At 57.8% G+C, this 5,741-nt stretch carries 5 protein-coding genes and 1 pseudogene; 1 reads left to right on the forward strand and 5 read right to left on the reverse strand.

Annotation, left to right across the window (positions count from 1 at the left end):
• The 5 genes and pseudogenes from KDH83_RS28935 to KDH83_RS28955 form a co-directional block, all read right to left on the reverse strand.
• Positions 1 to 291: pseudogene (locus tag KDH83_RS28935) on the reverse strand (glycosyl transferase); the annotation flags it as partial.
• Positions 292 to 470: 179 nt separating this feature from the next.
• Positions 471 to 1,598: a UDP-N-acetylglucosamine 2-epimerase (non-hydrolyzing) gene (wecB, locus tag KDH83_RS28940; protein WP_212322161.1), complete on the reverse strand. Its 1,128-nt coding sequence runs from the start codon at positions 1,596 to 1,598 to the stop codon at positions 471 to 473.
• On the reverse strand, positions 1,591 to 2,601 hold the full coding sequence (locus KDH83_RS28945; protein ID WP_212322162.1) for a polysaccharide biosynthesis protein: 1,011 nt from the start codon (positions 2,599 to 2,601) through the stop codon (positions 1,591 to 1,593). Before KDH83_RS28945 ends, wecB begins: the two co-directional genes overlap by 8 nt.
• 15 nt (positions 2,602 to 2,616) lie before the next feature.
• A complete protein-coding gene (locus KDH83_RS28950) occupies positions 2,617 to 3,483 on the reverse strand; it encodes an SDR family oxidoreductase (RefSeq protein WP_212322163.1) in 867 nt (288 codons plus the stop codon).
• Entirely contained in the window at positions 3,483 to 4,742 is a 1,260-nt protein-coding gene (locus KDH83_RS28955; RefSeq protein WP_212322164.1) for a glycosyltransferase family 4 protein, read from the reverse strand. Before KDH83_RS28955 ends, KDH83_RS28950 begins: the two co-directional genes overlap by 1 nt.
• A 432-nt stretch (positions 4,743 to 5,174) precedes the next feature.
• On the opposite strand from KDH83_RS28955, the gene KDH83_RS28960 reads away from it, so the two are divergent.
• Positions 5,175 to 5,741 (forward strand): carbon monoxide dehydrogenase subunit G (locus tag KDH83_RS28960; protein ID WP_103271662.1); only part of this gene is annotated, 567 nt, incomplete at its 3' end.

Below are 5,741 nucleotides of genomic sequence, written 5' to 3' on the forward strand. Positions count from 1 at the left end.
CGCCTGGATATGGCCATGATCATCCAGAAAGCCAATCAGTGCGATCCACGCTCCAGCCACCGCGATGCCCATTACCGCTTGCCAGGCCAGGGCACCCGTCATCCCCAGGAACAGCATGCCTGCGACAAAAGTGATGACGAAGGAAATGCCTCCGCCCCGCGGCGTCGGGATCTTATGGGAACTCCGTGCATTCGGCACGTCCATCACATTGCGCGCCAGGGCATAACGGCGCAACGCACCGGTCAGTATCCAGGCCAGGACGAAAGCGAGAAACAACAGCCACCAAGGCATAGTCATTGCTTATATCTAGTGGAAAACGAGAGAACGATCAGACCAATGACGCGCATTCAGGCAGCGGCGCGTTGGTTGTTGGCCGCCCGTTGGCACAAAGCGGCCTAGTCAGGGACGCGCCGCTTCCGCCCTTTGCAGCAGCCCGAACGCGGCGGGCCAAGACCTGCGCGCGCGCCGTTTCAGGGATTCACCGACCACACCGTGCGGTTCACGTAGGGAACATAGCTGAGCACGATGCGGGCGACCTTGACCGATACCGCGCCGCCCCGATAGTCGCCAACAGTCTTGAGACCCGCCCCTTCCGTGTGTTGGGAAGTGACGACGCGAATCGCCTCAAGCACGCCCTCCGACTTGAGCCCGCTCATCACCAGCGTCCCTTCGTCCATGCCTTCGGGGCGCTCGTGCGCAGTCCGCACTGTGATGGCGCAGAGATTGAGCAACGACGCCTCTTCTGTAATCGTGCCACTGTCGGACAGGACGCATTTCGCACCCATTTGCAGCTTCATGTAGTCCAGAAGGCCAAACGGTTTGACAAAGCGGACCAAGGGGTGCTCAATCGAACGGCCAAGCGCTTCCAGCCTTGCGCGTGTGCGCGGATGGGTCGATACGATGACCGGCATCGAATAGGTTTGTGCGACGGCGAACAGTGTGTCCAGCAAATCATGCAGGTTCTGGGCAGAATCGACGTTCTCTTCGCGATGGATGCTCACGAGGAAATACTCTCGCTCCGTCAGCCCTTCGCGCTCCAGCACCATGGATGCTTCGATCTTCGGCATGTAATGCGCGATGACCTCTTCCATGTGAGAGCCAGTCTTTATGATCGTTTCCGGCCGCACGCCCTCGGCAATGAGGTAGCGGCGGGCATGCTCGGTAAGCACCATATTGATGTCGCTGAGGTGATCGAGCACCTTGCGGTTCAACTCCTCGGGCACGCGTTGATCGAAGCAGCGGTTGCCCGCCTCCATGTGGAACACCGGGATCTTCCGGCGCTTTGCCGATATGACGGCGAGGCAGGTGTTCGTGTCACCATACAGAAGCAGTGCGTCCGGCTTTTCCTGCGCCAGGATCTCGTCTGACCTCGCAATCACCTCAGCAATCGTTCTGGCAGGCGTATCCGCCGCCACGCCCAGGAAATGGTCGGGCTTGCGGATGTCCAGCTCATCGAAGAACACCTGATTCAGTTCGAAATCATAATTCTGGCCGGAATGCACCAGCACGTGATCAAACTGCTTGTCCAGCTCGGCGATGACGCGGCTCATTTTTATTAGCTCGGGGCGCGTGCCGACCAGCGTCATCACTTTAAGCATTCAGCTGCTCCTGCAGATAGTTCAAGCTCAACAGGACTTTCTCGACACTGGCGACATCCAGCCTGTCCGTATTGTGAGACGTGTAATCATCTAGGTCGGATATTTCCTGCTCGCCCTCGACAAAATATTTCTTGTAATTCAGGCCACGATTATCCATGGGGATCCGATAATAACGCCCCATATCGATCGCCTTGGCCATCTCTTCACGCGAGATGAGGGATTCGTAAAGTTTTTCTCCATGCCGCGTGCCAATCACCTTGATTGCGCTACTGCTGTTGAAGAGCCGCTTCAATGCTTCCGCCAGGTCGCCGACCGTGGAGGCCGGAGCCTTCTGCACAAAAATGTCGCCCTGCTCGGCATGCTGGAACGCATGCAGCACGAGATCGACCGAATCCTCGAGAGACATGAGGAAGCGGGTCATGTTGGGATCCGTGAGAGTCAGGGGTTCGCCCGCCTTGATCTGCTGGACGAACAGCGGAATCACGGAGCCGCGCGACGCCATGACATTGCCATAACGCGTGGCACACACTACGGGACCACCATCCGGAATCACCCGCGATTTGGCGACCACCAGCTTCTCGGCCATCGCCTTGGAAATCCCCATCGCGTTGATGGGATAGACCGCTTTGTCGGTGCTCAATACGATGACCCGCTTTACCTTGCGCGCGATGGCAGCGTTCAACACGTTTTCCGTGCCCAGAACGTTGGTTTTCACCGCTTCCATCGGATAAAACTCGCACGACGGCACCTGCTTCAACGCGGCGGCATGGAAAACATAATCCACGCCAACCATGGCCTGAGACACACTTTCGTAATCGCGGACATCGCCGATATAGAACTTTACTTTGTCATTGGCCAATTCAAGGCGCATGTCCTCCTGCTTCTTTTCGTCGCGGCTGAACACGCGGATTTCACGGACTTCCGTGTCCAGGAAACGCCTCAAAACGGTATGACCAAAGGAACCGGTGCCACCCGTGATCATCAGCACTTTATCGTCAAACATAGCTCACCACGGCATTCAGAATTGCGCACGCTTATCGTGCATGAGGGAAATCAGGCTTTCCCAGGACGGAGGCTGGTAATTGAACGTCTCGCGAAAGCGCGAAGAATTCAGGGATCGGTCAATTCGGAGCTTGTCATCCGGCACGATTTCGATCTGTTTTCCGTAGACTTTTGCGACCAGGGACAGCAGGCTGTACTTGTCGATAGGATCGACCGAAACATGGAACAAGCCGGAGACGGACGGATTCGGCAGTACCAGATCCTTGATCAAGCGCGCCAGCTCCACGGTTGGGAGCCCGGAGAAGATCGCCTTGGTATAGCCCTTGACCGCTCCGGTCTGCGACAGGAACCAATCAACCAGCGCCAGATTGGACCCCAGTTCGTGCCCGATGATGGACGTGCGCAGGGTGATTGCGTTCAGGCTGTCATGCAATTCACCGATGTATTTGGATTTTCCGTAGAGATCCTCTGCATCGGAAAAATCCGACTCCGTGTACATCCCTTTTTTTCCGGAAAACACACAATCGGTGCTGACATGCACCAACCGGGCACCGGCCAGGCTGCACAGCCTGGCCAGCCTGTGGGGGAGCATGGAATTGATCGGCAAGGTGACCAACGGATCCTTGGCCGTGGAAGCCTGTTTAATCACGCCGATACAGTTGATCACGACGTCCGGTCGCGTGCGGTCGATCAGCGCCGTCAAGGTGTCTTGGTCGGTGACATCCACCGAAGCAATCAGGCGGGTTTGCTGATCCTGCGGAAAATATTTCTTCAAGGCGGCGCTGCGCAACGTGCCCCAGGTCTCATGACGGGCGTCGACCGCGAACTCGCGAAACGTCGCGCTGCCCAGCATGCCGCTCGCGCCCAGAATCAGGACTTTCATTAACATTGCCTCACATTGCTAACATCACATACCGCCGCTAGGATGCGGCTCAATTCCCTGGTTTGACTACGCATCTCGAAGTGCTCCAGGAAGTAACGGCGCCCCGATTCGGCCATCTCCTGCAGGTCGACAGCGCTGAGACGATACATATGCTCGACGCTGCGACAGAGTCCCTCGACATCTTCCGCGCTACAGACGACTCCTGCCTGTGCATCGCGGACCACCTGCGCCCCTTCGCCGTCCAGGGCCGCGATGATCGGCCGGCCTGCGCAAAAATAGGCCTGGATTTTACTCGGAACTGTGTAGGCAAAGATCTCGTCGCGCTTAAGTGTTACCAACAGCGCCTGGGCCCGCAGGAAGAACTGCGGCATCGCGCTGGGCGGATAGCGGCCCGCCAGGATCAGATTGTCCAGTCCGTGCTCGGCCTTCTGCTGTTCGACCCAGGCCAGCATGCTGCCGCTACCCACCATGACTATCTTGCAACCCTGCAAGTGAGCCAGTTTGCGAGCGGCGCCCACAATAGTCTCCACGGACTGCGCCGTACCTATATTCCCTGCAAAAAGGACGCAGAAATTCTGTTCCATCGCTCTTAATATCGCCGGCGGTATTCCAGGCCCGCCCTCAGGCTCCGAATCGGGCTCGAGATAGGAATTTGGATAATATTCCAACTTGGCCGGATCAGCGAACTTCGAAACTGGATCAAAGAAGCGCTTTGATTGCACCAATATTCGATCACAGTTGGAATAAATCCATCTCACCATCGCGCCGACGGCTCGCAGTGCAAATTTATTCGTGACAAAACCCGTAGCACTCAGGCTTTCTGGCCACAAGTCCTGCACCCACACAACCAGCGGAATCTTGAATCGCCGCTTCAAATACACCGCAGGAATCACCGAGGTAATCGGAGACAGGGCAAAAGCGAAGATCACGTCATATGGATCATCGTGCTTTCCCAGGACCTTTTTTGACCAGAAAAGCCCATTGGCAACAAACGAAAGATAATTCAGAATCAGATTCCTGGTCCCGCCGTTTTTCCTCGGCCTAAGCGGAACTCGATGCACGACAATATTGCCGTCGTAGATCTCGCGCTGATAGCCCTTGCTCGCATAGCCTGGAAAAAAATTGCCGTCGGGATAGTTTGGCTTCCCTGTAAGCACTTCAACCTCGTGCCCTTCTTCCACCAATAGGCGAACCATGTCATTGATGATGAATGACTCGGGCCAGAAATACTGCGAAACCACCAGGATTCTCATGAACATCCAATAATTTTCATATCCCCGCGGAATATGTCTGACAACGCCATATCCGGCCAGTCGACGTCCGCGCCGAGCGCTTGCAAGCAGGTCTTGGGCCTCATTTCATTTATGCACACGACAAGCCGTGGATACGATGCCCCCCTGCAGCGCGCTCGATGGCGAGGGCAGATGCGCCGGCGAATGGCTCAGGCGTATCGACGCGAATATGCCTGAAACCATGGACACGGCTTCCCGCCGCGCGCCGCCCCCCTGCCAAGCAGCACGCATTATCCTCCAGACAATGTCCTCACGCCACTCAACCGCCTGACTGCGGGCGACATATTATTTCCACTGCGCAACCCGTACTGAGCCGCGCGGCCGCCTCCGCAGCGCCCCCGGTACTTTCCCTTCCGACACATTGGGTCCACAATAGCTGTAAAACGCAAGGAGACAGCCATGCGTATCGCCGATGCCCAATGGATCCCGTCAACCCAGCACCAGACCTGGGACGCCTTGACCGATCCTGCCGTGCTGCAGCGATGCATCCCCGGATGCGTCAACGTCACGCAGCGCTCCCCCACCGAGTACGCCGTCACCCTGCGTGCCAAGGTCGCCGGCATCGACACCGACTACGACGGCGAGATCCTGCTGTCGGACGTCGATCCCCCCAACAGTTGCACCCTGGTGTTCGAGGGCAAGGGCCGGGCGGCCTGCCTGGCCATCGGCACCGCCCAGGTCAACCTCAGCACCAAGGACCAGGGCACCCGCGTGGCCTACACCGTGGCGGGCATGACCGGCGGCAAGCTGGCCGAATGCGGTGAAAGCCTGATCCTGAAGGCGGGCGAGAAGATCATCGAGCGCTTCTTCGCCGCGTTCATCGATTACATGGCCGGCCAGCCGCGGCTGGCGCCGCCGCCCCCGCCGCCCGAGCCCGAGCCTCGCGGCCTGTCCAACTCCCGCTGGTCCTGGGCGCTGGTGCTGGTGGTGATCGCCGTGTTCCTGAGTTACCACACCCTCTACAAG

It is taken from the genome of Achromobacter sp. Marseille-Q0513 (genome assembly GCF_018195695.1).
Classification (GTDB): domain Bacteria; phylum Pseudomonadota; class Gammaproteobacteria; order Burkholderiales; family Burkholderiaceae_B; genus Achromobacter.